This window comes from Ruegeria sp. BE1 (assembly GCF_056538885.1).
In genome coordinates, this window is the sequence record NZ_JBQFTY010000001.1 from 421,643 (window position 1) to 447,664 (window position 26,022).

Genomic DNA, 26,022 nt, shown 5'->3' on the forward strand with positions numbered 1-26,022 from the left:
GTGGGTCCTATCAGGCGAACCACAGTTTGCGGGACATGTTGCCGTTCATCATTTCCTGGGTCGGGTCGCTTTCCCAACCGGCCAGCTGGTTGCTGACGCCTTCGACAAAGTCGTTGAACATCGGGCAGATCAGGCCGCCTTCGTTGCGGACCATCTGACCCATCTGGCTGTAGATGTCCTTACGCTTGTCGTTGTCCAGTTCGGCACGGGCCTGGAACAGCATCTCGTCAAAGGCCGGAACCTTGAAGCGGGTGTCGTTCCAGTCTGCGCTCGACAGATAGGCGGTCGAGTACATCTGATCCTGCACCGGACGCCCGCCCCAGTAGGACGCGCAGAAGGGCTGAACGTTCCAAACCTCGGACCAGTAGCCATCATTGGGTTCACGCTTGATTTCCAGTGGGATACCGGCCTGAGCCGCCGTCTGCTGGAACAGCGCAGCCGCGTCCACCGCACCCGGGAAGGCGCCATCGGCCACACGCAGGATGATGGGCGAGCCGTCATGGCCGGACTTCTTGTAATGCTCGGCTGCTTTTTCGACGCTGAACTCGCGCTGCGGGATCGAGCCGTCGAACAGCGGATAGGCCGCGTTGACCGGCATGTCGTTGCCCACGGTGCCATAGCCGCGCAGAACCTTGTCGACCAGTTCCTGACGGTTTATCGCGTATTTCAGCGCCAGACGCAGCTCGTTCTGATCGAACGGCGCGGTGTCGCAATGCATGATGAACACATAGTGCCCACGACCGGCGGTCGAATGCACGGTCAGGTTGGGCGCGCGGCCCAACAGGTCAGCCACTTTGGGCTCGACCCGGTTGATCGCGTGAACCTGACCGGATTGCAGCGCCGCCGTCCGGGCGGTGGCATCGTTGATCACAACCACTTCGACACTGTCGAAGTTTCCGAAATCCGGGTTCCAGTGGTTGGCGAATTTCTTGTAGACGTGGCGCACGCCGGGTTCGTTGACCTCAACCTGATAGGGGCCGGTGCCGATCCCTGCGGCCGGGTCTTCCATGCCGCCATCGGGCTGTACGATCAGGTGATAGTCGGCCATCAGATAAGGCAAATCGGCGTTAGGCTCGGTCAGGGTGACCTGGAAATTGTCGCCATCGGCCTTCATCGATTCGATGCCCTTCATGATGCCCAGGGCACCGGACTTGGAATCCTCGTTCGAGTGACGCTCCATGGTTTTCAGCACGTCTTCGCTGGTCATGGTCTTGCCGTTGTGGAACTCGACACCCTGACGCAGCTTGAAGGTCCAGACCTTGGCGTCCGCGCTGCCTTCAACGCTTTCGGCCAAGCGGGGTTCGATTGTGCCATCTGGTGCAACTTCGACCAGCTGATCGCCGAATTGCTTACCATTCTGGAACGGAACTGAGCTGGCATAGGTCGCCGGGTCCAGCGAGTTGGTGGATTCGCCACCCTGCAAGCCCAGCTTCAGATCGCCACCTTTCTTCGGACCTGCCGCGCGTGCAGCATCGGCAAACATCGTGCTGGCGACGGCGGCGGACACGCCCAGAGCCGCGGCTTTGCCCATGAATTCACGGCGGGTCAGCTTGCCAGCTGTCACCTGACTTGTCATGTGAGTGATTTGTTCGTTCATTATGGTCTCCCAGTTGATTGGATTATCGCCCTTAAGGGCTTTTTATTGACGCATGAGTCAAAGTAGGCGGAATTCGGTTGAGCGGGCAAGGACAAATGTCCTGCACCCATATCTGCGAATATCACATTTGATCGCGTGGAACGGCATCCTCCAGTTGCTTGCTTGATACCAGTTTGCCCCCCTCAAACGCGTCCAGACGTGCCCTAAGGAAAAAGGTGTTCTTGTCTGACCACATCTCGCATGAGGTTTCGGTGCGCAGTTCTATTTCGCCTCGGCGGACTTCCTGCGTCCATTTGCAATAGCCTTTTGCCGACAACGGATCATCGGGGTGGATGGTCCAGCGTTCAGAGGCGGTTCCGCCATGGATCAGGCCGTGGTCTTCGTTCTGGGCCAGACCAAAGTCATCCTCGATGATCAGATGGGTTTCACCCGTGTTCATATCGGTTTCCACCCGCCGCGCATTCTTTGGCTCACGTATTGCGGTGCGGTTCAGCGGTGTTGCCGCCTCGGGCGGTGGGAATGCGTATTCGTCAGCGTCCGACGGGCGTTGCGGCAGGGTGATCTCACCCCCGGTCAGGTGCAGTTCGGCGCGTTCGGGTGAGGGCCAGATCAGCGGCCAGTAGGCGCTGGAGATCGCGACCCGCAGCCTGTGCCCCTTGGGCACGCGATAGGCGATGTGGTCCAGATCCAGCGTCACATCATAAGCGGTGCCCGGGATCAGTGGGGTCGGTTCCGCGTGGCTGTCAAGATGGGACAGGTTCAGCACGCCATAGGTGATCCGCGTCGACGCTCCGTCCGGGTGCACGTGGTTCAGTCGAACGGCGATCTGGGCTTGGGGGCGGTCGGCGCTCAGCCGCAGGTGGATGCGCGGGGCGCCGACGATGTCCATATCCTGATCCAGCGGCGCGCCGTCGAAACAGGCGGATAGCGCGTCATCCGCGCGCTGATCCCCCGGCATGTCCGGCCCCAGCCAGATGGCGCAGAATTCACCACTTTCCAAGCCGCAGGTTTGCGGCGATTGTACACGCGTATCCAGTGGGCCATCGCGCCCAAGCCCGGCATCAGACAGGGCCAGCGCCAGCGTCGATAGATGCGAGGTGGCACCCTCGGCCTCGGCAATCCATCGCCCTGACCGTTCGCTATACCAGCGCTGAGGGCGGACACCGTCCATCAGATAGGCGCGGTAATCGGGGTCGTTCTCGACGCCGGTGTCGTGACCTTTCAACCAATGATCCCACCAGCGCAGCGCCTCTTGCAGAAAGCCGATCCGGGGTTCGGGCACCGCGAAATGCGGGTACTTATGCACCCACGGGCCCACAATGCCTTTGACGGGCGCGGTCAGCTCCTCGACCAGCAGCGGGACGGTGTTCTTGTAGGAATCGCCCCATCCGCCAACAGCCAGCGTAGCCGCCTTGATTGCGCTGAAGTCTTCACAGATCGAGCCGTGTTGCCAATAGGCATCCCGCCTTTGATGGCGCAGCCAGACCGAGGGCAAAAACGGCTCATGCTTTAACCGGTCCAACCAAAGCTCACGCCAGTTCGGGCGCAGATCGGGGTCGGGCGGGCGCGAAGAATAGGACCACATCGTCGCGCCCCAGCCCAGGTTCTCATTCAGAAGACAGCCACCTTTGTAGTGGATGTCGTCGGCATAACGATCCGCGGTCGAACACAGAGTGATGATTGCCTTCAGCGGTTCGGGTTGCAGGGAGGCCACCTGCAGCGCGTTGAACCCGCCCCAGCTAATCCCCATCATGCCAACCGCGCCGGTGCACCAGGGCTGCTGCGCCAGCCAGTTGATGGTCGAGACGGCATCGTCCAGCTCTTGCTGGGTGTATTCATCCTCCATCAACCCTTCGCTGTCGCCATTGCCGCGCATGTCGACACGGATGCAGGCATAGCCGCGCTCGGCAAACCAAGGGTGGGTCAGGGCATCGCGCACCGTGGTGCCGTCGCGCTTGCGATAGGGCAGAAACTCCAGAATGGCGGGAACGGGATGTTCATCCGCATCCGTCGGACGCCAGACACGCGCCGACAGGCGGCAGCCAAACGGCATCTCGATCCCTATGTCAGGAATATCTTCTATGGTGCGTAGCGCATTGGCAGGCAGCGTCATGTGATAAGTGTCCGAGGGAATCGCAATTCAGGTTCGGTGAAAATCGTCAGATCATTCGCGGATTGCGACAAGCACATCCATTACATTTGTCCCGGTGGGCCCGGTGAACAGCAACGCTCCGACCTTGTCCAGATAGCTGCCACTGTCTGCCAGCTTCAGGGCCTGCTCTGCCCCATCGCCCCAGGTGGTACCATCAACAACGGCCCCTGCCGCCGATGTGGGGCCATCGGTGCCGTCGGTTCCGCCGACAACGACCATCAGGCCCTCTGTCCCGGCAATCTCATGCGCCAGGGCAAGGGCCAACCCCTGATTACGCCCGCCGCGTCCGGGGTTTTCGGGCAGGACGACCGTGGGTTCCCCGCCAAAGACCATGACGCCCTTGGGCATGGTGCGCAGGCGCTCCCCCAGATTTGTGGCAACGTTCAGGAAGTCGTCGTGCAGGCATTCTTCGTTGGCCAAAACCGTCAGGCCCGCCTCCTGCGCCAGATCGACTGCTGCCGCGCGGGCATGGGCGTTCGACGCGACGATCTGAGTGCTGGCCTCAAACGGGCAGCTATCGGGTAGGGCGCCGATCCCCGATCCGATCACATTCAGGTCGTCCCCCGGCACGTCCGAGATCGCCAGAACCGTCGCTTTCGCGCCCTTGAAATGGGACAGCAACCCGCCGCCCTTGATCCGCGACAGCTTGCGTCGTTCGGTGTTCATGGCAGTGATGTCCAGCCCCTCGGCCAGCAGTCTTTTGTTCAACTGCTCCAGATCGGCAAGCGTTTTGCCGGGCACCAAATCCTCGGCCAATGAGGACGCGCCCCCCGAGACCAGCAACAGCAGATGCGTGCCCGGCTGCATCGCCTCGACCGCCTCTCGCAGGGCCTGGCCGCCTTGCAGGCTGCGCGCGTCCGGCACGGGATGAGAGGCTTCGATCACCTTCACATGATCCGGCAGGTCGCGCCCGTGATCGTCCTTGGTGACAACCAGTGTGGGGCGCGGGCCATAATGTTCCAAGGCTGCGCGGGCCATGGCAGCGGCCGGTTTGCCCACGGCAAGTATCTGATCGGGCGCGGGAATATCGCCTAGCGCCTTGCGGGTCGCCGCGTGGCCCCCCACCGCATCAACACCGGCCTGCCAGATGTTAATTGCCTGTTCTTTTCTGTCCATCAACTTTCCATCCAAATCGTGACCGGCCCGTCATTGACCAGTTCAACTTTCATATCCGCACCAAATGCGCCGGTTTCGACGGGCACGCCATGGGCCGCAAGACGCTGGGCGAAAATCTCATACAGGTGTTTGCCCAGATCCGGCGGGGCGGCCTCGGAAAAACCGGGCCGGTTACCGCGCGAGGTATCGGCAGCCAGCGTGAATTGGCTGATCACCAGCGCCGAGCCTTCGATGTCTTTCACCGAGCGGTTCATCTTACCCGCGTCATCCTTGAAGATCCGCAGTTTCGAGATTTTGGCCGCCAGTTGATCCGCCTTGCCTTCGTCATCGCCCTGCATCGCACAGACCAGAATCATCAGGCCCGGCCCGGTCCGGCCAATGACCTGACCATCGACTGAAACGCTGGCGCTGGACACCCTTTGTAAGACCGCGCGCATCTTTACTCTCCAACCGATACGGAGTTTAGCCCTGCCATTGGACGAGCTCCTCTAGCCCGGCGCGGTCGGTTCGAAACCCGTTGGCCGGGTGGTCCTTGTCCGCATAGCCAAATGAGATACCGCACAGGATCAGGCGATCCTCGGGGATGTCAAAAAAGCGCCGCAGAAACGGGCCGTAGCTGGCCAATGCCGCCTGAGGGATCGTGGCGATGCCAAGCGCCTGGGCGGCCAGTGAAAACGCAGTCACAAAGCCACCGCAATCCAGCGCCCCATAGGCACCCAGTTCCGCCGGGCTGGACAGGATCGCGCAATGCGGTGCCCCGAATAGCGAAAAATTCTGCATCATCTGTCGGGCCGACGCCGCGCGGTCGCCCCGTTCCACTCCGACCGCCTCGTACAAGGCCCAGCCGCAGGCGCGGCGGCGGTCCTGATAGACCCCGGTATAGGATGCCGGAAAGGGCAGGTCCGGGGCGGGCGCGCCGGTCATCGCCTCGGCCTGCATCGCGTCGCGAAACCGGTCGGTCTCGGCCCCGCTGGTGACAATCACATGCCAGGGTTGGGCGTTGCACCAGCTTGGCACGCGCGCGGCACTGGTCAGGATTTGTTCGATCTGATCTTTGGGAACCTGATCCGGCAGGAACGCGCGACATGAATGGCGCGCGCTGAGCAACTGATTCAGATCGGATAAAGTCACACGGCCCTCCCCACCCGATGTTGACGCGGCGCAGAATGGCGTCTGCTCAGGCGAAGTTCAAGCGCTAACAGCTTTGAAGGTCCGAGGTGCCGCCTTTACTGAGACGTTGCCATCAAATACCCGACACCGGCGGCCACCAGCAGGCCCAGAATGACAGCGATGGCGATCTTGATCGCCGACCAGGGGCGTTCGCCCTGCACGCGGCCCGTGCGCCCGTTCACCACAAAGCGATAGGTTTGGCCGCGATATTTGTAAGCCGCCATCCAGACCGGTAGCAGGATGTGTTTGAAGGTGACATCCCGCACATCGGTATCGATCGCGTGTATCCGCTGGCGGTCACCGCCTATGTCAAATCGCACGTCCCGCTCAATCACCCGCGCCATGTGCCCGCGCGCCTCGGTATAGCCCTCTTGCAGCTGGACCGTGTACGCTTCGGCCCGGAAACCGGCCAGATATTGCGGCTGATAGGGTTCCAGCGCCGGCAGGTCCCAGGGCTCTAACGCATCCGTGTATGTCTTGGGCAGCGAGTGTGACGCCAGCACCAGCACATCGTCAAAGAACCGTTTGACCCGCCCGGATTTTGGCGACCAGCGCACCTTGGGGACTTGTTGCTGCACCCGCTTGCCATCCCGCATGACGGTCCGGGTCTCATAGTAAACCGTGCCGCGTTCGCCGCGATAGCTGGATTGCGTATCCGCATCAAAGGTCCAGTAGGGCACATAGATCCCCTGCATCCTGCGCCCCTTGCGGGCATAGTCCTTGAGCCCGTTCGGCGCGAACCAGAGCCGCCCCAGCCAATCGCCCATCGCCTTGTGCGCCGTGCGTTCATCCAGCGCAAACGGCAGCACGCCACGCGGTTTGATATGCCGATTCACCCCGGTATCCGTCACCACGGGCGTGGCACAAAACGGGCATTCCGCCGCATGGGTGGCCGGGTCGAACTCGACCTGAGCGGCGCAGTTGGGGCAGGATAGAACGCGCGTTTCTTCAATCTCGCTGTCGGGCAGGCGGTCGGCGACGGCGGCATCGAAATCCAGTTCTTTCAGGCTGGCTCCGCCCCATGGGCCAGCGCTGATAGCGTCCGAATGCCCGCAATGGTCACAGGTCAGCGTGCCATCGGTCGGGTTGAATCGGTAATCCGCGCCGCATTGGTCGCAGGGGAAACGGTGTTCTTCGGTCATTGCTGAACCTCGGCAGGCCGAACAGGCTTTCCCGGGCCGATGATTGCGCGGATCACGACAGCCACAAAGATGCAAACGGCAATAAACAAGAGAGAGTTACGCGCCAGAACCTGCCATCCATAAGGCGTCAGTATACCATCAACAGATTTCACGAAATCGCCGCCCCCGATTTGAGAATCGAAATTATCGTTGTGCGATTGATGCCATCCTCTTAGCCGACCGATTGCAATACTCAGCAGAACAAGACCTGTGCTGATCGCTCCCCCCCAACTAGCTGCCCGGAAAAAAGTAACCGGCTTGCGCATCATCTTACGCAGGGCGGGTGCGACGAAAACCCATGCGATCAGAAAAGCCGAGGGCACACCAAATAAGGTCAATAACTGAAATAGAGACCACAGAGTGGCGTCCCATCCGCTTTGGAAAAGATCAAAAAGCATCGGCGCGCCAATAACGCAAAACCATCCGAGTATTGCGCTCAAGTTAATGGCGCGCCTGATCTCTTGCTGCGAATACGCGGATATGTCGGCTTTCGCCGTCACCAATCACGCGCCCGGCGGAGGTGGCGGCAGGATCGTGAACAGCTGCGCCAGTTCCTGTACATCCCCCGCCTTTTTCCACCCGTCCTGACCGGCGGTCCAGACATGAGTGTCGCGGGTGATCTCGCCGTCGGTTGCCATGCGCCCCATCTTGGCCTTGGAAAACGGGCCGCTGGTCTGCCCATCCACCGCGATATGCCACACATGCTCAACGGGCGGAGGAGGCGGCGGTGCCATTTGCGCAGCCGGTTGCGGGGCAGCGGGGGCGGAACCGCCCCATGGGCCGGACGGCTGACCCGCTGCCATGTTTGCCATTTGCTGCGCCATGGCCATTCCCATGCCCATGCCAAGACCTGCGCCCATGCCGCCGCCCTGACCGGGGTTGTTGGCCGCAGCCGTCATTGCCTCGGCAGCCGAATACTGGGTGAACTTGCCCAGATCGCCCGCCAGCCCCATCGAGGTCCGCTTGTCCAGCGCCGCCTCGACCGCAGGCGGCAGCGAGATGTTTTCGATATAGAATTCGGGCATCTCCAACCCGTAGCCGTCCAGCACCGGCGAAACCTCCGCCGCGATCAGCTTACCCAGGTCGGCGGTATTGGCCGCCATATCCAGTACCGGGATACCTGAGGCGGCGATCACACGGCTGAATTCCTGCACGATGATATTGCGGACCTGAAAGCTGATCTCATCCATGGTGAATTCGCCATCGGTGCCGACAATTTCCACCATGAATTTCGCAGGGTCCTTGACCCGGGTCGTATAGGTGCCGAATGCCCGGATGCGCGTCGGGCCAAACTCCGGGTCACGCAGCATGATCGGGTTCTTGGTACCCCATTTCAGGTCATTGAACCGGGTCGTGTTGACGAAATAGACCTCGGACTTGAAGGGCGACTGAAAGCCGTGGTGCCAATGCTGAAGCGTGGTCAGGATCGGCATGTTGTTGGTTTCAAGCATGTAAAGACCCGGCGTGAAGACATCCGCCAGTTGGCCTTCGTGCACAAACACGGCGGCCTGACCTTCGCGCACGGTCAGCTTGGCGCCGTACTTGATCTCATGCCCCTCACGTTCGAACCGCCAGACCATGGTGTCGCGGGTGTCGTCGACCCAGTGAATGACGTCGATGAACTCTCCGGTCAGAAAATCGAAAATACCCATGTGGGCCTCCTTATCCTTGGGCTCAGAGCGGCTGGCCCATCAATTCACGTGCAATAATGCGGGCAACGGGGCGGGCGTTCTCGACCGTCACGCCAGGGGCGAGCCGAGGATCGTACAGCATTGCCAAAAGCTTTTCGTCATGGCTGGTCAACAGCGCAAATTCGTCGTCATCATTGAAGATCGACGGTCGTGCTGCGCGGCTGTCATTCGACAGGCCAAGCCCCTGTGCCATTTCCTCGTGGATGCAACTGCGCCGCAAAAGATCAGGCAGCTCGGTTCGGATCAGAACCACCGCCCTTACAAATTGGTTCGGCGACCGGTTGGTGGGCGAGGCGATGACGAAACAGTCGATATTCGCGCGGGGGTTTGCAACCAGATCCAGAACCGGCTGGCTAACCCCGGGGGCAAGTTCTTTGAGCCGCGAGACAACGTAGCCGCTGTCATCCTTGCCCGCAAAGAACACGTGGAAATTCGGCTTCCACGCAACGACCGACATCGGGTGATCCGTGAGCCGCGCCAGCCGTTCCGTATAGGCCGCGACCAGTGCGGTATCCTGTTCGCGCTGCTCGGGCGCGACGGTGGGGGCAAACTCGACCTGCACGCGAATTGGATTGCTCCAGCGGCTTAGCTGTCCTTCGGTGCTATAGGTCGTCGCGGTCACCGCGTGATCGGGGTATTCATTGTAAAAGGCAATCGCCTCAAAGTTTCGTTCCAGATCACTGGCGTCATAGGGCGTGTCTGGTCCGCCGCCATCCGTTCTCAGCAAGCCGCGCGTGACCAGATCGCGTTCAACACGCTGATAAAACCGCGCCAGATCCTGGCTGGCGGCCGAAGGCGGGACATAGGCATTGGGGGCGGGCGCAGGCGGTTCGGGACGCGGTTGCGGGACAACCGACGACGTCAGGGTTTCGTCGCAATTGGCCAAGGCCAAAAGCGCGACAAGACCCAGCGCAAATCTGCTTGTCCTGAACGCCCGCACGACCTTAGCCCGGCACAGCCGTTCCGGCATTGTCGCCTGTTCCGTCCTTGCGCGCCTTGGCTGCGGCCAGTGTATCGCGCAGTTCGGTCTCCATCTTTTGCAGCTCTTGCTCGGCAGCGGCGCGTTTGGCCTTACCTTCATCCGCAATCGCAAGGCTTTCGTTGATGGTCCCGATCAGATCGGCATTGGCTTGTTTGACAGCTTCGATGTCAAAGACGCCGCGCTCCATCTCTTCGCGGATCATCTTGTTCGATTGCCGCAGATTGGCCGCGTTCGAGGTCAGCAGTTCATTGGTCAGATCGTTAGCCTCGCGCACGGCCGAGGCCGCCTCGGCGCTGCGCTGAATGGTGACGGCCTGCGCCAGCTGCGTTTCCCAAAGCGGTACGGTGTTGACAAGGGTCGAGTTGATCTTGGTGACCAGCGACTTGTCATTTTCCTGCACCAGACGGATAGAAGGCAGGGACTGCATCGTTACCTGACGGGTCAGTTTCAGGTCATGCACCCGACGCTCCAGATCATCACGCGCGGCGCGCATGTCACGCAGCTCTTGCGCTTTCATGACCTGTTGATCTTCGGGCGCGGCCTGAACCTCGGCCTCTTTTTCGGGGATGTCGTGGCTGTCCAGCTCGGTCAGCTTTTCCTCACCCGCCGCGATATACAGCGCCAGTTCGTCATAGAAACCCAGCGTCTTTTCATAAAGCAGGTCCAGAGACTTGATGTCTTTCAGCAGAGTATGCTCGTGGCTCAGCAGATCGTCGGTGATGCGGTCGATCTGGCCCTGAACCTCTTCGTATTGCGCGGTGAACTTGGCGAAAGGCGCTGCCTTGCCCAGCAGTTTTTCCCACCAACTGCGTTCGCGGCGCACGTCCAGTTCGCTGACGGAAAAGCCGCGGATGGTGGTGACGATGTTGCGCAGGCTGTCGCCCGCAGGGCCCACATCCTTGTTGCGCACATCGGCCAGCATGGCCTGGCTAATTTCCTGCAATTCGGCCTGCGCCGACGATCCAAAGGCGACGATCGAGTTGGTGTTGCCCATGTCGATCTCATCCATCCGCTTGCGGATCTCGGCGCTGACGGGTTCGTCGGCCTCTTCGAGCGAGACAACCTCGGCCGCAGGCTCGGGCAGGGCGACGGCCGTCACCTCTTGCACCAGGGTTTCGGCCTCAACCGCCTTGTTCTTGATCGCATCGGACATGGGGTAATCCTTTCTCAAATACTGGTCCGGTCAGTCCAACCGGACGCCTTCGCGCTGCAGGCGTTCGCGCAGCACGTCAATTTCAACCGTCAGATCGCTGCGGTCATCCAATAGCATCTTGCGGGTGCGGGCCGCGAAGTTCTTTTCCAGATCGTCCAGCAAGGCGGTGTAATCCGTCAAAGCCTGCGCATCGCGGGTGCGGGCGTAAACATCGGCGAACTTGACCGTCGCGTCCCGCGCGCCCTGCAGATAGACGGTCAGGTATTTGCGGGCACCGGCCAGATCGCGCGGGTCCTCTTCGACCGTGCGGAACAGATCGCGGGCGGTGTCCTGAAACCGTTCAACCCGCGCCTCGACCCGACGGTCGCCCGCGCGTTTGATGGCATCGGTCATCTCGGTCAGGTGGGTTTCGGCATCTTCAACCACGCGGGCGACGCGGTCTTGCTGGAATGTATCGATCCCTTCCATGCCTTTGTCTTTCATTGGATCGATCCCGAAAGACACGGAATGCAGGGCTGCAGCGACGCCGCCAAACAGGATGGGCGCGATCAGGCTGGCCTGCGCCGCCGCCTCGGCATCCAGATATTCACTGCGATACGCGGCCAGTGCTGTGCCAAGCCCGGTCAGAGCACTGGCGAAAATCTTGCGCGGAAAAGCAGGACGTCGCGCTGTGCGGCGGGCATTGTAGGCGGCCTCGGCCCGTAACCCTTCGCGCAGCAGAAAGGCGGCACCGGTCAATAGACCCGCCGCGACCAATCCGATGGTCATGCCGATTGCGCCGTCATTCAGCGACAGAAACACCAGCGGTATTGCAGGCAGAAACAGGATATTCGCCCGCGCACCTGCGGGTTCGACCCGCGCGCCGTGAAACTGCCCGCGTGCGGGTTGATCATCCTCGGACCCGCCGCCCTGAGGGCTGAATTTTCCGCCATACCGCTTGGCCATCGGTCAGAGGCCCCCCAGCAAACCGGTACAGACGCCGAATAACAGCACAAGCAGGGCTGCATAAGCCAGCTTTTGAACTCCGGTCCCTGACATGGCGCCCCCCAATTGCAGCGTTCACAGAAAATTTAGGGGATGCGCGGGCTTGGCGCTAGGGGGAAGGTTGCAAAACCCGCCTCAGATCCGGGATTTTTTGCCGATCGGTGCCCGTTTTCTTTGCGGTCGGGCCGGACGTTTCGGCTTGGTTTCAGGTTCCGCCTCCAGCCCCAACTGGTCGCGCATAACCCGGCGGCGGATTTCCTCGACCTCGCCGGGTTTCAGGTTGCCCAGTTGAAACGGACCGTAGGACACGCGCAGCAGGCGGTTCACGGCATAACCGATATCCTCCATCGCGCGGCGGATCTCACGGTTCTTGCCTTCGCGCAGACCGATGGTCAGCCACGCATTCGCGCCCTGCTGACGGTCCAGCGAGACATCCATGGGCAGGAACCGCTCGCCTTCGATCACAAGTCCTTTGCGCAGGGGGGCAAAATCCTCGTCCTTGGGGCGTCCGTTCACCCGCACGCGGTATTTGCGCAGCCATCCGGTTGAGGGCAGTTCGAGCTTGCGCTTGATACCGCCATCGTTGGTCAACAGCAGCAAGCCTTCGGAATTCAGGTCCAGCCGCCCAACGCTCATGACGCGGGGCATGCCCTCGGGCAGGTTGTCAAAGATCGTCGCGCGGCCTTTTTCGTCGCGCGTCGTCGTCACCAGCCCCGAAGGTTTGTGATAGAGCCACAGGCGCGAAGGTTCAGGCTCGGACACCGCTTTGCCATCCACGGTGATCCGGTCTTTGCCGGTGACGTTCAAGGCGGGGCTTGTGATGGTCTTGCCGTTTACACTCACACGACCGGCTTCGATCATGCGTTCCGCTTCACGGCGCGAGGCGACGCCTGCGCGGGCAAGGACTTTGGCGATCCGGTCGCCGGGAGGAGGGGTTTTGGTCATCCGCAGCCCATAGCGCATCCCGCCGCCTTGCGAAAGACAGGTTTCTGATGCAGTCAGGGGCATGGAGTTCAGATCGCATATGGACAAGGCGCTGGCCGAGGCACGCGCGGCAGCCGATCGCGGAGAGGTGCCGGTGGGGGCTGTCATCGTGCAGGGCGACCGCGTGGTGGCCACGGCGGGCAACCGTACGCGCGAGTTGAACGACCCTACCGCGCACGCGGAAATCCTGGCCCTTCGCGCAGCCTGTGCCGAGGCCGGGTCGGAACGCCTGCCGGATCATGACCTTTATGTCACGCTGGAGCCGTGCGCCATGTGTGCGGCCGCTTTGGCGGCGGCGCGTATCCGGCGCATCTACTATGGGGCCGCCGATCCGAAATCAGGTGGCGTGGCCCACGGCGCGCGGGTCTTTACGCACACACAGGCCCACCACACGCCCGAGATTTACGACGGCATCGCTGGGCAGGAGGCCGCCGATTTGCTCAAAGCGTTCTTTGCCGCGCGGCGTGACCCTAAAGCGTGATGGGTTTCATCAGATCCGGTTCGATCACATCGACGCCGGGCAGGCCGTCGATCAGCGCCTGCGCGGATTGCTCCAGAATCGGGAAGGTCTTGTAGTGGCAGGGAATCACGGTCTTGAAGTTGAAGTACCGTTTGGCCGCATAGGCCGCACCCTTCATATCCATGGTGAAATGCCCGCCCGCTGACAGGATGCCAATATCGGGTTTGTAGTAATCCCCCATCCAGTCCATATCCGCCATGATGTCGGTGTCGCCCGAGACATAGAGCATGTGCCCCTCGGACGCGATCATGAACCCGACCTCGCTGCCGCCCGTGCGCAGCCCATCGGGGGTCGAAAAGGTTGAACTGTGCGACGCGGGCACCATCGATACCATCACCCCGTTCAGGTTCACCGTGCCGCCCTTGTTGAAGCCAATGGTTTCGATACCTTCCGCCTCGGCCCAATAGCCCATCAGGTCGTACTGTCCGACCACGGGCACCTTGAGGTGTTTGGCCAGCGACACAACATCCGCCACATGGTCGAAATGCGTGTGGGTCAGCAAGATATGCGTTGCCCCGTCCAGCGCGTTGTCGTGATGATGGTCCTCAAGCACCGGATTGCCGGTTAGCCATGGGTCGATCAGCAGAACCTGCCCGCCGGTTTCGATGCGAAAGCTGCCGTGGCCCAGCCAAATGATGTTCATGAATTCATCCTCCCAAAACAAACTGTTGGCATCAACTTAGCATCGGCTATGTAAAAGTTCATGGACTGGTTTCAGGAAATCGACGGATATTGCGAGCGTCTTACACCCGCTTATTGGGCCGAGCCGATCAACGCGGTGACAAACGGCGCGTTTCTGATCGCGGCTTTCATTATGTGGCGGCGGGTGCGCGGACAGGGAATGCCGCTGGCGATGGTGCTGGTGGGTATTCTGGCCGCCATCGGGATCGGCAGTTACCTGTTTCACACCCATGCGCAGGTCTGGGCGGCGCTGGCGGATGTCGCGCCGATCCTGATTTATATTCTGGTCTATATCTTCGCGATCAACCGGGATGTCTGGCAGATGCGATGGCTGCCCGCCGCGCTTTTGACGGGCCTTTTCATCCCCTATGCCGCCGCAACGATTCCGTTGTTTCAGTTTGTGCCGGGTCTTGGTGGATCAGCCGCGTATGCGCCGGTGCCACTGCTGATCCTGATCTACGCTTTTCTGCTGCGCAACCGCACACCAGACACCGCCCGAGGGCTAGCCATCGGGGCTTTTATCCTGATCGCCTCAATCACCTTCCGCGCATTGGACGAGCCGCTCTGCGGTCAGGTGCCGCTGGGCACCCATTTCATGTGGCACATCCTGAACGCCACCATGCTGGGCTGGATGATCGAGGTTTACCGGCGTCACATGATCCGCCTTCGTTAATCGCGGAACGCGGCGGCCAGAGGATCAGGCAGATCGAATTCAGCCAGCACCTGCGCCCTGCCATCTGCTGACATTTTGCGGGCGGTTTTCTCAACGATGCTCTGGATTTTCTCGGCCGAATGTTTCTCGGCAAAGGGGGCGAAATACCATTTCAGAAAGACGAAACAGATCACGTCTTCCAGCGCCTGAACTTCGTCATCGCGCTTGATGCCCTGTTTGCGCAGCATGCGCCCGGCGGTTTCGATCTCGTCTGCGCCGTATTCTGCCTGCCGCATCAATTCCATGACGACCTCGGCATGATGCACGCCCTGCGCCTTGCGCCAGGCCAGGTATCCGGCGCGGCCTTCGGGGTATTCGCTGCGCGCCAGTTTCCAGCGTTCCACATGCTGACCGCGGGCTGCGATCTGTAAAACGTCCGAGGCATCGGGGAACAGCCGGTCCATCTCGGCGCTCATGCGCTGACCGTATAACAACTCGACCGGCTGGCCGTCATCGAGGTTGGGATCCTGGCTGTTGGCCGCGTCTATCGCGTCCAGAACTGCTTGCTTTCGCGCGTTCATCTTCCGCTCCGTTGGCTTGCCGTCCCAGCTGTGTGGTTCGGCGCATCATGATCTCAATACTAGCGGTAGGATGTAACAATCGCGGTCGTCAATTGCAGATTTGCCGGGCCGGACATCATTTGCCCGACCCGGGCAGGGGGGGCATGTCATTTGCCCAGTGTATTCTGATCTTGGGTCACCGGCTGCGAGACGGGTTCGGGAAAGGTCAGGTCGCGCGTCAGGCTGTCCATGGTCGGGCCAAATGCCTGTGCCTGTGCTGCAAGAACAGTGGTGGCCAAAACGAATGCGGTTGCGAAGGTTTTCATTGTCTTACTCCGGTTTGAGGTTGTGCCGTGCTTTACGAAATGAACCGTTCAGTTCATATTTTCAATGGTAAAAATGAACTAATTGGTTTACTTTTTCGTATAGGGGATATGCAAATTTGAATGGCAGCCATCGGGATCGGGGCCATATCCCGCCTTCGGCGCTCTTGCGACCGGGTGCGCAGACGGGTAAATGCCCCCTAACGCATATGAGGTTTTCCGATGTCGATTGACCAAAGCACCGCCGCCAAGGTGGCCAAACTGGCCCGGATCAAGGTCGAGGATGACGCGCTGCCCGCGCTGGCGTCCGAGTTCAACACCATCCTTGGGTTCATCGAACAGCTCAACGAAGTGGATGTCGAAGGCGTCGAGCCGATGGTCTCGGTCGAGCCTATGCGCCTGAAACGTCGCGAGGATGTGGTCACCGACGGAAACCAGCAGGACAAGGTTCTGGCTAACGCCCCCGACGCGCGCGAGGGCTTTTTCGCAGTCCCCAAAGTGGTGGAGTAAGACATGAGCGATCTGAACAAACTGGGTCTGGCCGAGGCCCGCGACGCGCTGCGCAAGGGTGACGTAACCTCGGTCGAGCTGACCGAATCCTGCCTGAAGGCCATCGATGACGCCGACGCGCTGAACGCCTTTGTCCACAAAACGCCCGAGATCGCGCTGGAGCGCGCCAAGGCAGCGGACGCACGCATCAAAGAAGGCGACGCGCCCGCAATGTGTGGTCTGCCGATCGGTATCAAGGATCTGTTCTGCACCAAGGGCGTGCCCTCGCAGGCGGCGTCCAAGATTCTGGACGGGTTCAAGCCGGAATACGAATCCACCGTCTCGCAGAAGCTGGCCGATGCCGGATCGGTGATGCTGGGCAAGCTGAACATGGACGAATTCGCCATGGGGAGCAGCAACGAAACCTCAACCTACGGCAATGCAGTCAGCCCGTGGCGACGCGGCAATGATGATGCGCAACTGACGCCGGGTGGCTCGTCCGGTGGGTCGGCCTCGGCTGTGGCTGCCGATCTGTGTCTGGCGGCAACCGGCACCGATACGGGCGGCTCGATCCGCCAGCCTGCGGCCTTTGTCGGCATCACCGGGATCAAGCCGACCTATGGTCGCTGCTCGCGCTGGGGCATCATCGCCTTCGCATCCTCGCTGGATCAGGCCGGTCCGATGACCAAGAACGTGCGGGACGCAGCGATCATGCTGGAAACCATGTGTGGTCACGATGCCAAGGATTCCACCAGCGCCGATCTGGCCGTCCCGAACTTTGAGGCGATGCTGACCGGCGACATCAAGGGTAAAAAAATCGGTATCCCGAAAGAATACCGTATGGATGGTATGCCTGCCGAGATCGAAAAGCTCTGGGCAGACGGAGCCGAAATGCTCAAGGCTGCGGGTGCCGAGATCGTCGATATTTCCCTGCCGCACACCAAATACGCGCTGCCCGCCTATTACGTGATTGCGCCTGCTGAGGCGTCCTCGAACCTCGCCCGCTATGACGGTGTTCGTTATGGCCGCCGCGCGCAGCTGGCGCAGGGCGATGGCATCACCGAGATGTACGAGAAAACCCGCGCCGAAGGCTTCGGCCACGAGGTGCAGCGCCGCGTCATGGTCGGCACCTATGTGCTGTCGGCAGGTTTCTACGACGCCTATTACAACCGCGCCCGCCGCGTGCGCACCCTGATCAAGAAAGATTTTGAGGATGTCTTTGCCGCAGGTGTCGACGCGATCCTGACCCCGGCCACCCCGTCGGCCTCTTTCGGTCTGGGTGAAATGACCGAGGCTGATCCGGTGCAGATGTACCTCAATGATGTGTTCACGGTGACGGTGAACCTGGCTGGTCTGCCCGGTATTTCTGTTCCCGCCGGTCTGGACAAACAGGGCTTGCCCTTGGGTCTGCAACTGATCGGACGTCCTTGGGAAGAGGGCGATCTGCTCAATACAGCCTATGCGCTGGAGAACGCCGCCGGATTTGTGGCCAAGCCGGGGAAATGGTGGTAAATCTCTCGTCAGGCAAGACAACGCAAGACGGAGCAGCTGAATGCGCTTACTGCTTTTGATCCCCGCAATCGGGTTGGTGGCCGCCTGTAACACGGTGGCCCCGATCGGTGGTCCGGACTTCAACACGCCCTCTTACCAGGCTCAGCGCGAGGCGCAGCTGGCCGGGCAGGGCACTGGAGGAAGCCTGCTGCTTGGCCCCGCTGAGGTGTCTGAACAACAACTGGGCGCACCGGGCACGGTCGCGCCCCTGCCGACTGGCGACAATGCGGATATTGCATCGGCAACGGCGGCGGCTTTGGCCAGCACATCGGGTCAAGGCACCATCGCTCCGGCCCAGGCACCACTGGTGGCCCCCGCCAACAATGCAATCTCGGATGAGCAGGATTTCGAAGCGGTCTCGGGTCGTCGGTCCATCGAATCCGATGCAGCTCTGATCGAACAGAATCGCCAGACCTATGAGGTGGTCGCGCCTACCGCAGTCCCGCAGCGCGGAGCGGATGGTCAGCCCAATATCGTCCAATACGCCCTGAATACCTCGAACCCTGTCGGGACCCAGCTGTACAGCCGCGCAGGCTTCAACCTGCAGGCCAAGGCACAGCGGAATTGTGCCCGGTTTCCCTCGGCCGATCAGGCACAGATGGAATTCCTGGCAAATGGCGGCCCGCAACGCGACCGCAAGGGGCTTGATCCGGATGGGGATGGTTATGCCTGCAGCTGGGATCCAAGCCCGTTCCGCAGTGCCGTCAACAACTGAGCCGCGGGCGCCGATCTGGCGCCCATCCCCCAATTTTGGTGCGCGCAGGGACGGGTTAAAACCGTCCATGGTGGTAATCCATTATACCGCGATGACCAGCGCACAGGCGGCGCTGGATCGGCTGTGCGACCCGCAATACGAAGTGTCCGCCCACTACCTGATCGGCGGTGATGGCATGCTCTGGCAGATGGTCCGGGAAGAGGACCGCGCCTGGCACGCAGGCGCGGGCGAATGGCACGGGCAGGGGGATGTGAATTCCCGCTCAATCGGGATTGAGTTGGACAATCGTGGCGATCATCCGTTCTCTGAACCGCAACTGGCCATGTTGGAAACGCTTCTGCCTGCGATCATGACACGCTGGGACATACCAAAAACGGGCGTCATCGGCCATTCCGACATGGCACCGGGGCGCAAAATCGATCCCGGCCCACGGTTCCCATGGCAACGGTTCGAACGCCAGGGCTTCGCAGCCCCGCGCCACAAGGGGACAGGCCCGGAAAACCCAACACAGCAGAGTTTTCGCAGCGCCGCCAACGCAGCCGGGTACACCACCGATGCTGACGATGACACGCTGCTGGCCGCTGTGCGCCTGCGCTATCGTCCTTGGGCCAAAGGCCCGCTACACCCGGACGATATCACGCCGCTGATCGGATAACCCTGATCCGCCCTTCATCTGGCCAAAAATATCCCGGGGATGAATTGGCCAAAGGCCAAGAAGGGGCTGGCCCCTTCCTCCTACCGATCCACCCTTGACGCCGCCGGGCCTAAAGCCTACCCAGCCCACGCGCGGAGGGCCGGATGGCCGCTGGGGCTCAAGGGCCCGAGAGGAAAGTCCGGACTCCACAAGACAACGGTGCCGGGTAACGCCCGGGCGGGGCAACCCGACGGAAAGCGCCACAGAAATCAGACCGCCTGAGACTTCGGTCACAGGTAAGGGTGAAACGGTGGGGTAAGAGCCCACCGCGCCGCTGGCAACAGTGGCGGCACGGCAAGCCCCACCGGGAGCAATGCCAAATAGGGTCCCCGCGCGGGCCGGTCGGCGTCTGCCGATACCGCCGCTAAGCCTGTCTTGGCCCAGAGGGACCGGGTTGGCAGCTCGAGCCGCGCAGCAATGCACGGCCTAGAGGAATGGTCATCGAAGGGGGCAACCCCGGAACAAGATCCGGCTTACAGGCCCTCCGCGCATAGTCCCTGATCAGCGCCCCGGCGGCGTATAGGCCCCTGTCAGCTTGGCTGCTTTTTTTTGGATGGCTGCAAAATCCTTGGCTTTCCACGCCCGAACGGTTTCCACTTTTGAAACCGCGCCCGAGGCCGCAACCGCCATACCAACAGCAACCGCATCGGCGCCATCGGGCACTTCGCTGATGACCACAACGTCATTGTCGCCCGTGGTGACGTAAAACGCCAACAGCTTGCCCCCAACCTTTTTCAAAAGCTCTTTGACGGGCTTGGTCCGATCCGAGGGTTTCTTCAGCATCCCTCTGGCGCCTTCCTGCGAATAAGATGCATAGGTAATGAAAACGGGCATATGAGCCTCCTGACTAAGTTGATGGACCTTTGATTGGGCCGGTCCATGGGGCCGAAAATGCGTGTTAAGCTGCTGCGATCAGGGGTTCTGCCATCAACCAGAGGCCAAATCCGATCAGCGCCACACCGGTCAGCGGAACCAGCCATGTGGCGCGCGGCATCAGTTTCTCGACCGCCACATAAAGCGCGATGCCGACGATCCAGTAGAGGTTCATCACCCCGCCCACGAACAGCAGCAGCATCAGGGCCCAGCAACAGCCCAGACAATACGCCCCATGCAGGGCCCCGGTGCGAAAGGCACCATAGGCCCCAGGGCGGTTGTGATCGGCCAGAAACTGCGCCGGGCTGCGGCAATGGCGCAGGCAAGCGGTCTTGAGACTGGACAGCTGATAGACCCCGGCCGCAAGCAGCACACATCCCGCAAACACGCGCGACCGAACCGTCATCATCGGTCCGTCCGACAGCCCGGCTAACTCAAGCCCCCATTGCGCCCCCGTGGCCAGCAGGCTGAAGACAGCCCAGGCCACCAGATAGCCAGTCAGAAAATACAGGCTGAACCGGGCGGCATTGGCATGATCCGGGCCCACCCTTTTGATCGCAGTATAAAGCAGAACAGTAGGGGCCGCGCTGGGGGTCATCATCGCAATCATCATCACCCACCACATCAAAAAGATCAGCACGGCGTAAGAGGGTGACCATTGCACCCCGGCCCCCATCTGCATCGGATTGCCAATCGGGCGGGCCATGCGCGTCATGTCAATGGCGTTCATATTCATGCCGATCCCGGCAATCGTATACCAGGATGCGCCCAATACGATCAGTAAGACACACACCAACACCACGCTGCGATCCTGCCGCAGCACGCGATCAATCATTCCGTTCGGGGGCGTTGTCATGGCAAGCCTGGGTTATGCGCCCAGAACGCCGTGGCCCGAGATGTTGAGATGCGCCAAATGGGCATGGGTGGCCTCAAAACCCAAGCTGATCGCGCCGCCTTTGGTCTTGCCTGTGCCAGAGGCCGCCTCGGCTGTGCGATACTCAAACCCGTTGGGTAAATGGAACGCGGCGCGATGCGGGGCACCGGATACAATGTGCGGGATCGGGTTGACCTCGACATCGAAGACGCCGGCGACCTTGGCGTAGCCCGTGCGCTCTTCGCGGCTCCAGTCCAGTTCAATCGGAGCGTACAGAGTGTCGTGTTTCGTGGGGGCCATGGCGCTGAACACATACCACATCGTGGCCATTTCGTCGGTGTCTTCGCCCGTCATGATGGCTTGCAGGGCTGCCTTCTGATCGTCTGAGGCGCTGTCATCGATGATCAGTTGCATCTGACCATTGCCTTCGTGAATCGGTCCGGGCCAGTGATAAACACCCGCCGCCCGAACACCGGCAAGGTCGGTGGCACCATAGTGGCCGGACTCGATATCGAATACGACCAGAGCTTCGCAGTTTCCGTGGGTGGGCAATACGCTGAACTGGCACGGGCAGCCAAAGTTACAGTTGCAATTGGCCAGTTCCTCGGCCTGAAGTTTCCATTCCGTCATGATAACCCCCCTTAACATGCATACGAAAAATCACTGCTGTCAGTGGGTCTGGCCTGAACTCGCTGCCATGCGAACCGAGCTTGTCGTCGGCTTTTGGATAGGGTGCAATTGCGCGACCATATCACAGAACCGTGATCGCACCAAACCGCGCTGCGCCGCGCAATAAGGAATTGTGCGCTTTGCTGACGGAATCCGGTTGACTCGGGCGCGGTAGCGGGTAAAAGCGCACGCTCATAGGAATTCAACCGAAAGGCCCCTGCCTTTTCGGACGCAGGAGATAACCATGGCGAAGCCGACGACAATCAAGATCCGTCTGAACTCGACCGCGGGCACGGGCCACTTCTACGTGACCAAGAAAAACGCACGCACCATGACCGAGAAAATGACCATTCGTAAATACGACCCGGTCGCTCGGAAGCATGTCGAGTACAAGGAAGGCAAGATCAAGTAATCTTGCCGTCCAGCTTGGACAGTTTCAAAGGGTTCTGCCACGGCAGGGCCCTTTTTCTTTGCGTCTTCGGCAAGCCGGGGTGTTGAGCAGGCCGTTGCAACGAAGCATCAGGCCAACAGGCAATCAGATGCGCGGTGGGTTGCTTTTTGTCTAGGCTTACCCCTACGCTTCAACAAACCGATCCAAAATGTTGGCCGTCATGAAAAAAATCTTGTTATCCACAGCAACTATTCTGGCCCTTGCGGCCTGTGAGGACCCTTATAACCGTGAAGGCGTTGGGTTTACGGGGATCGATGGTGAACCCCGCACAATCTCGGACGTGCCCGGAGCGGCCGCTTTCTTGCCGCCTGCGACCAATGTCCCGGCCGAGCTGGCCGTTCTGCCCACGATCCCCGTCGTGACCGATCAAACCGAGGCTGAGAAAGTCGCCCGCGTGGCCATCGACAATGGTGGGCGCAGCGACACAAGCGCCGTTGTCCTGACCGGATCGGACACCAATCTGTTCCTCAGCACCGTCAGCGTGAACGGAACCCTGTACGGCGTCCTGCGCACGGCCAATAACAGCACCCGCGTAGATAATGGCATCGGCGCAATCTTTGGGCGTGATGCTGAGCAGTTCACCGGATGCTTGCCCGCAGGCGATGTATTCCGCAAGGGCTCGTCCGAGCGGAGTTCGGGTTTTGCCGTGCCGCTGAACTGCAGCTAAGCCAAATCGCATTCGAATAAGAAAGGCCCCATCGCAGCGATGGGGCCTTTTTTGTGTCGTGGCGTTGGGTGATTGTGGAAAGAAAAAGGGCGGACCGTCGGGTCCGCCCTTGAAACGTTTGCTTTCGTAGCCAGCGCTATTCTTGCTGCCCCATGAACATCAGCAGGAACTGGAACATGTTCAGGAACGAGATGTACAGGCTCAGCGCGCCGTCAAAGGCGGCTTTGTCCAGCCATTCCTGATCACCGTGCATCGCGTGCGCGACATAGGTGTTCTTGATGTCCTGCGTGTAGAACGCGGTCAGACCGGCAAAGATCAGGATACCAATGGCCGAGATGGCGTACATCATCGCCGGCGATTGCAGGAACAGGTTGATGACCATTGCAACCAGCAGGCCGATCACACCCATAATCAGGAAAGTGCCCATGCCGCTCAGGTTACGCCTGGTGGTGTAGCCATACAGGCTGAGGCCAGCGAAGGCGATCGAGGTCACGATAAAGGTTTGCGCGATCGAGTAGGGGGTGAAGATCATGAAGATCGAGCTCATCGACACGCCCATGACGGCGGCAAAGATGAAGAACCCCAGCTGTACAGCCGCTGCTGAGCCACGGCGCATCAGAGCGCCCCAGCCAAAGAACAGGAAGGCCAGTGGCGCGAACATGATTACCCATTTCAGCGGCGACAGGAACAATGCGCCACCCAGGCTGGTCAGGTAGCGATCAGCGCCGATCTGAGCCACCGCATTGGTGGGATCAGCTGTGACGGCAAGGCCCGCGATGGCCCATGCGGCAAGCGCAGTGATCAGCATGCCCACGGACATTGTGCCGTAGACTTTGTTCATATGTGCGCGAAGACCCTCGTCAATCTGGGTCGCGCGCGCGCCGGACGTTGTCCGGATCGTGTCAAATTGTGCCATTCAGGTCTCCCTTAACGTAATTCTTTTGTGGCCTGGGGAACCAGACCTCGCTCCTCGCAAATATCGGCAACTGCGCGGCCTGTTTCAAGGCTTTAGCGTTGAATTCCGGTGAAAACGGCCAACAAAAATGGCGACCTGCGGCAGCGGGTCGCCATTCATGGAGATAAGATGAGTATCAGAGTCATTTTTGCCAGAAGTCCGGCGCATCCCATAGTGGGCGGGCAGCCTCGGCTTTGGCCTCTTCGCGGGTGATTCCAATATCTTCCAGCGCGCGGGCGTCCAAACGGGCCAGGGCGCGACGTTGACGATAGAGCGATACGGCGTCCAGCAGCAATCGCAGGCCAAAACGGCGGTGGTGCGGGCGGTGTCTGTGCAGAGCAATTTGGGTCATATCTTTTGTCCTTTTGCTGTTTTCCGATGGATCGAGGTGATCACATCAATTTCCTTGATTTATATGCCCTATCATGACACATTTTAAAAATGAATGTTTTTGAAGTGATGCATAAGGATTCGTGAAGATGCGAAATTTGGACATTACAACACTCCGATCCTTTGTTGCGGTGGCTGATCAGGGTGGCGTGACCCGGGCCGCCGGGTTCCTGCACCTGACGCAATCTGCCGTTTCGATGCAGCTCAAACGGTTGGAAGAGTTGCTGGGGCTGGAATTGCTGGATCGTTCGGGTCGGACCATTGCGCTGACAGCCTCGGGTGAGCAGTTGCTGGCCTATGCCCGCCGTATGATCGCGTTGAATGATGAGGTGATCTCGAAACTCACCGATCAGGCGTTCGAGGGTGAGGTTGTTCTGGGTGTTCCGCATGACATCGTCTATCCGGCCATTCCGCGCGTACTGCAGCGGTTCAACGCGGATTTCCCGCGCGTGCGGGTGCAATTGGTGTCGTCTTATTCATTGCAATTGAAGGATATGTTCAAGAAGGGCGAATGTGACCTGATCCTGACGACCGAAGCAAGCGCGAGCGATGGTGCTGAAACGGTTGCCGAACTGCCGCTGCGCTGGATCGGAGCGCCGGGTGGTTCGGCGTGGCGCAAGCGCCCGATTCCCCTTGCCGTCGGGCGTCGCTGCATGTTCCGCCCGCAGATAATAGCTGCGTTGGATGAGGCCGGGCTGCCTTGGGAGTTGTCGGTCGAAACCGAAAATGATCGCACGATTGAGGCCACCGTGTCTGCCGATCTGGCCATCCATGCCATGCTGGACGGGACCGAAGCGGCACATTTGGTTCAGATTGACGATGGAGGGGTGCTGCCCATGCTACCGGCCCATATGATCAACCTCTATGGCGGTGAAACAGGGCGTGGCCCGGTGGTCGAGGCTTTGGCCGATCTGGTGCGCCAGAATTTCCGCATGCTGGGCAGTGCGCCGCTGAAAGCCGTTGTTGGTTAAGGCGTGATCACGACCTTGCCGGTCGCGCTGCGGTCGCGCAGCAGTTGCAGGCCCGCCTCTGCTTCGGTCAGGGGCAGCACGTGGCTGATATGCGGCTTGATCCGCCCCTCTGAGTGCCAGCGGAACAGCGTCTCAAAGCTGTTTCGCACGATCTCGGGCCGGAAGGTCAGGTATCCCCCGATGTAAAAGCCGATCACCGTCAGGTTCTTGACCAGAAGATGGTTGGCCGGGATCTGCGGCACCTCGCCGCCCGCAAAACCGATGGGCAGCAAACGGCCTTCGGGGTTGGTGGCGCGAAAGGCGGCTTTGAAGACCTCTCCTCCGATGGCATCGTACACGACATCTGCGCCGCCAAGCTCTTTCACACGCGCGCGCAGGTCCTCGGATGCGTCGATCAGATGATCCGCACCGGCGGCGCGGGCAACGGCCAGCTTATCCACCCCGCGGGCCTGCGCGATGACGGTCGCGCCCATCAGCTTGCCAATCTCAACCGCCGTCAGGCCCACACCACCGGCGGCTCCGGTCACCAGCAGCGTTTCACCGGGTTGCAGCCGCGCGCGGTGATCAAGCGCAAGATGGCTGGTGCCATAGGCAATCTGGATGGCGGCGGCATCCTCAAAACTGGTGGAGTCAGGCAGGGGAATCGCCCGGTCGGCGTCAAAAACGCCGAACTCGGCCAAACCACCTTGACCGGAATAGACTGCGATTCTGTCTCCGACCTTCAGATGCGCAACATCTGGCCCCAGGGCGTCGATCACACCGGCGATTTCCATTCCCTGCGTAAACGGGGCAGGTGGGGTATCCTGATACGTGCCTTTTTGCATCAACAGGTCTGCAAAATTCAGCCCGCATGCCTTGATAGCAACCCGAATCTGTCCTTGGCCGGGCGTGGGTGTATCTATCTCGCAAAGCCGGGCGGCTGCTCCCTGTGTTTCAATTCTATAGGCCAGCATGAATGCGCTCCTGTGGTTTGGCGC

General features: G+C 60.5%; 30 protein-coding genes and 1 other RNA gene. 10 read left to right on the forward strand and 21 right to left on the reverse strand.

The annotated features are described in order from the left end of the window. Positions 1-10 precede the first annotated feature (10 nt). From ACR0J5_RS02085 to ACR0J5_RS02140, 12 genes are all read right to left on the reverse strand, one after another. Positions 11-1,597 (reverse strand): ABC transporter substrate-binding protein, encoded by a 1,587-nt coding sequence (locus ACR0J5_RS02085; protein WP_480650197.1) that lies wholly within the window; start codon positions 1,595-1,597, stop codon positions 11-13. A gap of 121 nt (positions 1,598-1,718) precedes the next feature. Then, on the reverse strand, positions 1,719-3,710 hold the full coding sequence (locus tag ACR0J5_RS02090) for a CocE/NonD family hydrolase (protein WP_480650198.1): 1,992 nt from the start codon (positions 3,708-3,710) through the stop codon (positions 1,719-1,721). Positions 3,711-3,761: 51 nt separating this feature from the next. After that, complete coding sequence (locus tag ACR0J5_RS02095; RefSeq protein ID WP_480650199.1) at positions 3,762-4,865, reverse strand: glycerate kinase type-2 family protein; 1,104 nt, start codon at positions 4,863-4,865, stop codon at positions 3,762-3,764. After that, positions 4,865-5,302 (reverse strand): D-aminoacyl-tRNA deacylase, encoded by a 438-nt coding sequence (gene dtd, locus ACR0J5_RS02100; protein ID WP_480650200.1) that lies wholly within the window; start codon positions 5,300-5,302, stop codon positions 4,865-4,867. Before dtd ends, ACR0J5_RS02095 begins: the two co-directional genes overlap by 1 nt. Before the next feature lie 25 nt (positions 5,303-5,327). Next, complete coding sequence (locus ACR0J5_RS02105) at positions 5,328-5,996, reverse strand: nitroreductase (RefSeq protein WP_480650201.1); 669 nt, start codon at positions 5,994-5,996, stop codon at positions 5,328-5,330. A gap of 95 nt (positions 5,997-6,091) precedes the next feature. Then, entirely contained in the window at positions 6,092-7,177 is a 1,086-nt protein-coding gene (locus tag ACR0J5_RS02110) for a TFIIB-type zinc finger domain-containing protein (protein ID WP_480650202.1), read from the reverse strand. After that, the gene (locus ACR0J5_RS02115) at positions 7,174-7,716 is read right to left on the reverse strand and encodes a hypothetical protein (RefSeq protein WP_480650203.1); all 543 of its coding nucleotides are present in this window, start codon (positions 7,714-7,716) and stop codon (positions 7,174-7,176) included. The genes ACR0J5_RS02110 and ACR0J5_RS02115 overlap by 4 nt, the downstream gene beginning before the upstream one ends. Positions 7,717-7,719: 3 nt before the next feature. Beyond that, entirely contained in the window at positions 7,720-8,868 is a 1,149-nt protein-coding gene (locus ACR0J5_RS02120; RefSeq protein ID WP_480650204.1) for an SPFH domain-containing protein, read from the reverse strand. A gap of 22 nt (positions 8,869-8,890) precedes the next feature. Beyond that, entirely contained in the window at positions 8,891-9,877 is a 987-nt protein-coding gene (locus tag ACR0J5_RS02125) for a DUF2927 domain-containing protein (RefSeq protein WP_480650205.1), read from the reverse strand. Continuing rightward, positions 9,852-11,042 carry a toxic anion resistance protein gene (locus ACR0J5_RS02130; RefSeq protein ID WP_480650206.1) on the reverse strand — a complete coding sequence of 397 codons (1,191 nt, stop codon included), beginning with the start codon at positions 11,040-11,042 and terminating at the stop codon, positions 9,852-9,854. The genes ACR0J5_RS02125 and ACR0J5_RS02130 overlap by 26 nt, the downstream gene beginning before the upstream one ends. A gap of 30 nt (positions 11,043-11,072) precedes the next feature. Then, positions 11,073-11,987, reverse strand: a complete 915-nt coding sequence (locus ACR0J5_RS02135; protein WP_480650207.1) for a 5-bromo-4-chloroindolyl phosphate hydrolysis family protein — start codon at positions 11,985-11,987, stop codon at positions 11,073-11,075. Between the two features lie 174 nt (positions 11,988-12,161). Then, positions 12,162-13,034 (reverse strand): pseudouridine synthase, encoded by an 873-nt coding sequence (locus ACR0J5_RS02140; protein ID WP_480650208.1) that lies wholly within the window; start codon positions 13,032-13,034, stop codon positions 12,162-12,164. Between ACR0J5_RS02140 and ACR0J5_RS02145 the strand changes: the two genes are divergently transcribed. After that, positions 13,033-13,491 (forward strand): nucleoside deaminase, encoded by a 459-nt coding sequence (locus ACR0J5_RS02145; RefSeq protein ID WP_480650209.1) that lies wholly within the window; start codon positions 13,033-13,035, stop codon positions 13,489-13,491. The two genes, ACR0J5_RS02140 and ACR0J5_RS02145, sit on opposite strands and share 2 nt — an antisense overlap. On the opposite strand, the gene ACR0J5_RS02150 is transcribed toward ACR0J5_RS02145, so the two are convergent. After that, the gene (locus ACR0J5_RS02150; RefSeq protein WP_480650210.1) at positions 13,481-14,173 is read right to left on the reverse strand and encodes a metal-dependent hydrolase; all 693 of its coding nucleotides are present in this window, start codon (positions 14,171-14,173) and stop codon (positions 13,481-13,483) included. The genes ACR0J5_RS02145 and ACR0J5_RS02150 overlap by 11 nt on opposite strands. Before the next feature lie 60 nt (positions 14,174-14,233). Here ACR0J5_RS02150 and ACR0J5_RS02155 point away from each other — a divergent pair, with 60 nt between their 5' ends. Further along, entirely contained in the window at positions 14,234-14,884 is a 651-nt protein-coding gene (locus tag ACR0J5_RS02155) for a ceramidase domain-containing protein (protein WP_480650211.1), read from the forward strand. Here ACR0J5_RS02155 and ACR0J5_RS02160 read toward each other — a convergent pair. Continuing rightward, a complete protein-coding gene (locus ACR0J5_RS02160; protein ID WP_480650212.1) occupies positions 14,881-15,444 on the reverse strand; it encodes a DUF4202 domain-containing protein in 564 nt (187 codons plus the stop codon). The two genes, ACR0J5_RS02155 and ACR0J5_RS02160, sit on opposite strands and share 4 nt — an antisense overlap. Before the next feature lie 146 nt (positions 15,445-15,590). After that, a complete protein-coding gene (locus ACR0J5_RS02165; RefSeq protein ID WP_480650213.1) occupies positions 15,591-15,749 on the reverse strand; it encodes a hypothetical protein in 159 nt (52 codons plus the stop codon). A 219-nt stretch (positions 15,750-15,968) separates the two neighbouring features. Between ACR0J5_RS02165 and gatC the strand changes: the two genes are divergently transcribed. The 5 genes from gatC (at position 15,969) to rnpB (ending at position 19,687) form a co-directional block, all read left to right on the forward strand. Beyond that, entirely contained in the window at positions 15,969-16,256 is a 288-nt protein-coding gene (gene gatC / locus ACR0J5_RS02170) for an Asp-tRNA(Asn)/Glu-tRNA(Gln) amidotransferase subunit GatC (protein WP_170325838.1), read from the forward strand. 3 nt (positions 16,257-16,259) lie between these two features. Next, positions 16,260-17,747, forward strand: coding sequence for an Asp-tRNA(Asn)/Glu-tRNA(Gln) amidotransferase subunit GatA (gatA, locus tag ACR0J5_RS02175; RefSeq protein ID WP_480650214.1), 1,488 nt, complete (start codon positions 16,260-16,262; stop codon positions 17,745-17,747). Between the two features lie 40 nt (positions 17,748-17,787). Continuing rightward, on the forward strand, positions 17,788-18,501 hold the full coding sequence (locus ACR0J5_RS02180) for a hypothetical protein (RefSeq protein WP_480650215.1): 714 nt from the start codon (positions 17,788-17,790) through the stop codon (positions 18,499-18,501). Between the two features lie 67 nt (positions 18,502-18,568). Continuing rightward, complete coding sequence (locus ACR0J5_RS02185; protein ID WP_480650216.1) at positions 18,569-19,156, forward strand: N-acetylmuramoyl-L-alanine amidase; 588 nt, start codon at positions 18,569-18,571, stop codon at positions 19,154-19,156. A 131-nt stretch (positions 19,157-19,287) separates the two neighbouring features. Further along, positions 19,288-19,687, forward strand: an RNA gene (gene rnpB, locus ACR0J5_RS02190) — RNase P RNA component class A. Between the two features lie 9 nt (positions 19,688-19,696). Here the strand turns inward: rnpB and ACR0J5_RS02195 are convergent. The 3 genes from ACR0J5_RS02195 to ACR0J5_RS02205 all read right to left on the reverse strand — a co-directional run bounded on the left by ACR0J5_RS02195 (position 19,697) and on the right by ACR0J5_RS02205 (position 21,572). Continuing rightward, positions 19,697-20,029 (reverse strand): GYD domain-containing protein, encoded by a 333-nt coding sequence (locus ACR0J5_RS02195; RefSeq protein WP_480650217.1) that lies wholly within the window; start codon positions 20,027-20,029, stop codon positions 19,697-19,699. A 64-nt stretch (positions 20,030-20,093) separates the two neighbouring features. Further along, positions 20,094-20,903 carry a DUF2182 domain-containing protein gene (locus ACR0J5_RS02200; protein ID WP_480650218.1) on the reverse strand — a complete coding sequence of 270 codons (810 nt, stop codon included), beginning with the start codon at positions 20,901-20,903 and terminating at the stop codon, positions 20,094-20,096. Positions 20,904-20,936: 33 nt separating this feature from the next. Further along, positions 20,937-21,572, reverse strand: a complete 636-nt coding sequence (locus tag ACR0J5_RS02205) for a DUF1326 domain-containing protein (protein ID WP_480650219.1) — start codon at positions 21,570-21,572, stop codon at positions 20,937-20,939. A gap of 283 nt (positions 21,573-21,855) precedes the next feature. On the opposite strand from ACR0J5_RS02205, the gene rpmG reads away from it, so the two are divergent. Together rpmG and ACR0J5_RS02215 are read left to right on the forward strand one after the other, a co-directional pair. Next, positions 21,856-22,023, forward strand: a complete 168-nt coding sequence (gene rpmG, locus ACR0J5_RS02210) for a 50S ribosomal protein L33 (RefSeq protein WP_010441901.1) — start codon at positions 21,856-21,858, stop codon at positions 22,021-22,023. A 199-nt stretch (positions 22,024-22,222) separates the two neighbouring features. Next, on the forward strand, positions 22,223-22,729 hold the full coding sequence (locus ACR0J5_RS02215; protein WP_480650220.1) for a hypothetical protein: 507 nt from the start codon (positions 22,223-22,225) through the stop codon (positions 22,727-22,729). A gap of 136 nt (positions 22,730-22,865) precedes the next feature. On the opposite strand, the gene ACR0J5_RS02220 is transcribed toward ACR0J5_RS02215, so the two are convergent. Together ACR0J5_RS02220 and ACR0J5_RS02225 are read right to left on the reverse strand one after the other, a co-directional pair. Then, on the reverse strand, positions 22,866-23,645 hold the full coding sequence (locus ACR0J5_RS02220) for a Bax inhibitor-1/YccA family protein (protein WP_480650221.1): 780 nt from the start codon (positions 23,643-23,645) through the stop codon (positions 22,866-22,868). A 181-nt stretch (positions 23,646-23,826) separates the two neighbouring features. Continuing rightward, a complete protein-coding gene (locus ACR0J5_RS02225) occupies positions 23,827-24,036 on the reverse strand; it encodes a DUF1127 domain-containing protein (protein WP_480650222.1) in 210 nt (69 codons plus the stop codon). A 127-nt stretch (positions 24,037-24,163) separates the two neighbouring features. On the opposite strand from ACR0J5_RS02225, the gene ACR0J5_RS02230 reads away from it, so the two are divergent. Then, complete coding sequence (locus ACR0J5_RS02230) at positions 24,164-25,045, forward strand: LysR family transcriptional regulator (protein ID WP_480650223.1); 882 nt, start codon at positions 24,164-24,166, stop codon at positions 25,043-25,045. Here the strand turns inward: ACR0J5_RS02230 and ACR0J5_RS02235 are convergent. Beyond that, positions 25,042-25,998 (reverse strand): NADPH:quinone oxidoreductase family protein, encoded by a 957-nt coding sequence (locus ACR0J5_RS02235; protein ID WP_480650224.1) that lies wholly within the window; start codon positions 25,996-25,998, stop codon positions 25,042-25,044. The two genes, ACR0J5_RS02230 and ACR0J5_RS02235, sit on opposite strands and share 4 nt — an antisense overlap. Positions 25,999-26,022 lie beyond the last annotated feature (24 nt).

Coding starts and splice junctions, on each gene's coding strand:
- ACR0J5_RS02095 (WP_480650199.1), bottom strand. CDS start 4,865: ATGGACAGAAAAGAACAGGCAATTAACATCTGGCAGGCCGGTGTTGAT.
- ACR0J5_RS02195 (WP_480650217.1), bottom strand. CDS start 20,029: ATGCCCGTTTTCATTACCTATGCATCTTATTCGCAGGAAGGCGCCAGA.
- ACR0J5_RS02165 (WP_480650213.1), bottom strand. CDS start 15,749: ATGAAAACCTTCGCAACCGCATTCGTTTTGGCCACCACTGTTCTTGCA.
- ACR0J5_RS02180 (WP_480650215.1), top strand. CDS start 17,788: ATGCGCTTACTGCTTTTGATCCCCGCAATCGGGTTGGTGGCCGCCTGT.
- ACR0J5_RS02200 (WP_480650218.1), bottom strand. CDS start 20,903: ATGATTGATCGCGTGCTGCGGCAGGATCGCAGCGTGGTGTTGGTGTGT.
- ACR0J5_RS02205 (WP_480650219.1), bottom strand. CDS start 21,572: ATGACGGAATGGAAACTTCAGGCCGAGGAACTGGCCAATTGCAACTGT.
- gatC (WP_170325838.1), top strand. CDS start 15,969: ATGTCGATTGACCAAAGCACCGCCGCCAAGGTGGCCAAACTGGCCCGG.
- ACR0J5_RS02185 (WP_480650216.1), top strand. CDS start 18,569: ATGGTGGTAATCCATTATACCGCGATGACCAGCGCACAGGCGGCGCTG.
- ACR0J5_RS02150 (WP_480650210.1), bottom strand. CDS start 14,173: ATGAACATCATTTGGCTGGGCCACGGCAGCTTTCGCATCGAAACCGGC.
- ACR0J5_RS02155 (WP_480650211.1), top strand. CDS start 14,234: ATGGACTGGTTTCAGGAAATCGACGGATATTGCGAGCGTCTTACACCC.
- ACR0J5_RS02140 (WP_480650208.1), bottom strand. CDS start 13,034: ATGCCCCTGACTGCATCAGAAACCTGTCTTTCGCAAGGCGGCGGGATG.
- ACR0J5_RS02130 (WP_480650206.1), bottom strand. CDS start 11,042: ATGTCCGATGCGATCAAGAACAAGGCGGTTGAGGCCGAAACCCTGGTG.
- ACR0J5_RS02160 (WP_480650212.1), bottom strand. CDS start 15,444: ATGAACGCGCGAAAGCAAGCAGTTCTGGACGCGATAGACGCGGCCAAC.
- ACR0J5_RS02125 (WP_480650205.1), bottom strand. CDS start 9,877: ATGCCGGAACGGCTGTGCCGGGCTAAGGTCGTGCGGGCGTTCAGGACA.
- ACR0J5_RS02235 (WP_480650224.1), bottom strand. CDS start 25,998: ATGCTGGCCTATAGAATTGAAACACAGGGAGCAGCCGCCCGGCTTTGC.
- ACR0J5_RS02220 (WP_480650221.1), bottom strand. CDS start 23,645: ATGGCACAATTTGACACGATCCGGACAACGTCCGGCGCGCGCGCGACC.
- ACR0J5_RS02230 (WP_480650223.1), top strand. CDS start 24,164: ATGCGAAATTTGGACATTACAACACTCCGATCCTTTGTTGCGGTGGCT.
- ACR0J5_RS02120 (WP_480650204.1), bottom strand. CDS start 8,868: ATGGGTATTTTCGATTTTCTGACCGGAGAGTTCATCGACGTCATTCAC.
- ACR0J5_RS02145 (WP_480650209.1), top strand. CDS start 13,033: ATGGAGTTCAGATCGCATATGGACAAGGCGCTGGCCGAGGCACGCGCG.
- gatA (WP_480650214.1), top strand. CDS start 16,260: ATGAGCGATCTGAACAAACTGGGTCTGGCCGAGGCCCGCGACGCGCTG.
- ACR0J5_RS02090 (WP_480650198.1), bottom strand. CDS start 3,710: ATGACGCTGCCTGCCAATGCGCTACGCACCATAGAAGATATTCCTGAC.
- dtd (WP_480650200.1), bottom strand. CDS start 5,302: ATGCGCGCGGTCTTACAAAGGGTGTCCAGCGCCAGCGTTTCAGTCGAT.
- ACR0J5_RS02110 (WP_480650202.1), bottom strand. CDS start 7,177: ATGACCGAAGAACACCGTTTCCCCTGCGACCAATGCGGCGCGGATTAC.
- ACR0J5_RS02085 (WP_480650197.1), bottom strand. CDS start 1,597: ATGAACGAACAAATCACTCACATGACAAGTCAGGTGACAGCTGGCAAG.
- ACR0J5_RS02135 (WP_480650207.1), bottom strand. CDS start 11,987: ATGGCCAAGCGGTATGGCGGAAAATTCAGCCCTCAGGGCGGCGGGTCC.
- ACR0J5_RS02215 (WP_480650220.1), top strand. CDS start 22,223: ATGAAAAAAATCTTGTTATCCACAGCAACTATTCTGGCCCTTGCGGCC.
- rpmG (WP_010441901.1), top strand. CDS start 21,856: ATGGCGAAGCCGACGACAATCAAGATCCGTCTGAACTCGACCGCGGGC.
- ACR0J5_RS02225 (WP_480650222.1), bottom strand. CDS start 24,036: ATGACCCAAATTGCTCTGCACAGACACCGCCCGCACCACCGCCGTTTT.